This is a genomic window from Nonomuraea lactucae, assembly GCF_003313395.1.
Lineage (GTDB): Bacteria > Actinomycetota > Actinomycetes > Streptosporangiales > Streptosporangiaceae > Nonomuraea > Nonomuraea lactucae.
Genome location: NZ_QNFZ01000589.1, coordinates 1 through 2019, shown reverse-complemented (window position 1 = coordinate 2019; position 2019 = coordinate 1). Strand labels below are relative to the sequence as shown.

At 71.9% G+C, this 2019-nt stretch carries 2 protein-coding genes; both read left to right on the top strand.

What is annotated here, in order from left to right; all coding sequences use genetic code 11:
• A partial coding sequence (gene ybeY / locus DQW85_RS23920) for an rRNA maturation RNase YbeY (RefSeq protein ID WP_113702301.1) occupies window positions 1-234 on the top strand: 234 nt, incomplete at its 5' end.
• Window positions 235-236: 2 nt separating this feature from the next.
• Complete coding sequence (locus tag DQW85_RS23915; protein ID WP_205315362.1) at window positions 237-1532, top strand: hemolysin family protein; 1296 nt, start codon at window positions 237-239, stop codon at window positions 1530-1532.
• The last annotated feature ends 487 nt before the right edge of the window (window positions 1533-2019 follow it).

Below are 2019 nucleotides of genomic sequence, written 5' to 3'. Positions count from 1 at the left end.
GACGGCGACGCGCCGGCCGACCCGGCGCTCCTCGGCGACGTGGTGCTGTGCCCGCAGGTCGCGGCCAGGCAGGCGCGCGAGGCCGGGCACAGCACTCGCGACGAGCTCGAGTTGCTGTGCACGCACGGCATCCTCCACCTGCTCGGCTACGACCACGCCGAGCCGGAGGAGCACAAGGAGATGTTCGGCCTGCAGGCCCGGCTCCTGGAGTCGTGGCAGGAGGTGCGCGGCTAGCGGTGGACGCCTGGTTGCCCCTGGCAATCGCCCTCGTGGTGATCGGTGGCCTGATCGCGAGTGCGGAGACGGCACTGACGCGCATCTCCAGGGTGCGCGCGGAGGAGTTCGTCCGCGAGGGCAGGCGCGGGGCGGAGCGGCTGCAGGCCATCGTCACCGACCCGCCGCGCTACCTCAACCTGCTCCTGCTGCTCCGGCTGAGCTGCGAGCTGGTGGCCACGGTGATCGTGACGCTGCTGTTCATCGACCACCTGGGCGACCAGGGCTGGGCCTACGTGGCGGCGGCCGCGGTGATGATCGTGGTCAGCTACGTGATCGTCGGCGTCTCGCCGCGCACCCTCGGCCGCCAGCACGCCGAGCCGATCGCGCTGGCGAGCGCCCCGGTCGTCTACGGGCTGACCCGGATCTTCGGCCCGCTGCCCAAGCTGCTGATCCTGCTCGGCAACGCGCTGACCCCCGGCAAGGGCTTCCGCGAGGGCCCGTTCACCTCCGAGGCGGAGCTGCGCGACCTGGTCGACCTGGCCGAGGAGCGCCGGGTGATCGAGCCCGACGAGCGCGAGATGATCCACTCGGTCTTCGAGCTGGGCGACACGCTGGTGCGCGAGGTGATGGTCCCGCGCACCGACATGGTCTTCATCGAGCGCGGCAAGACGCTCAGCCAGGCGCTCTCGCTCGCCCTGCGCAGCGGGTTCTCCCGCATCCCGGTGGTGGGCGAGAACGAGGACGACGTCGTCGGCATCGCCTACCTCAAGGACATCACCCGCAGGGTCCACGAGGCGGGCCAGGACGGCGGCGACGAGCGGGTCGAGTCGATCATGCGCCCGGCCACGTACGTGCCGGAGAGCAAGCCGATCGACCAGCTGCTCCGCGAGATGCAGGCGCGGCAGACCCACCTCGCCATCGTCATCGACGAGTACGGCGGCACGGCGGGGCTGGTGACGATCGAGGACGTCCTGGAGGAGATCGTCGGTGAGATCGCCGACGAGTACGACCAGGAGGCGCCCCGCGTCGAGCCCATGCCCGACGGCGCCCTTCGGGTGACGGCCCGGATGCCGGTCGACGAGCTGGGCGACCTGTTCGACACCGAGATCGAGGTCGACGACGTCGAGACCGTGGGCGGGCTGCTCGCGCACGCGCTCGGCCGGGTGCCGATCGCCGGGTCGGAGGCGGAGGTCGCGGGGCTCAGGCTGACCGCGGAGAGCCTCGCCGGGCGGCGCAACCGCATCAGCACCGTAGTGGTCCGCCGGGTCACGCCGCCCGCGGGCGACGCCGTGCCCGCCGCCGCTGAGCAGGACTGACTCCCTCGCCGGCGCGCCCTTGACAGCGATCGGCAAGTGTTCTCCAAGCCTTCTGCAAGTGCTGTGCCCCAGTCTGGGTCCGACACCCCGTGCGGAGGGTGTCACGAGGGGAGCGACCGACCGCCGGATGGGGTTCGCGGCGAGAGGACGCTCCCGGGGGGCGGCAGCGTCCTGGCCGGTCAGCCGGTCGCGACGTTGCTAGGCGTAAAGGGGGCTCTCGTCCGGATGGCCGAATGAGGGCCCCCTTTTCGCGTTTGATCCTTTATTGGCAACTACGGTGGATTGTCCTGCTCGGGGCCTGGGGAGATCGCGTCCCGGGGGGAAATCATGGAACGCGGACTGCGGATCATCGGCTGCCTGGCCGCCGCCGGCGGCCTCCTGGCCGGGAGCCTGGCGGGATGCGGCGGCCCGGACGCCGAGGTCCGCGTCGACCCGCGCGCCACGGCCAGGCTGCACAGGGCGCTCAACGACCGGCCACGGCTGCCCG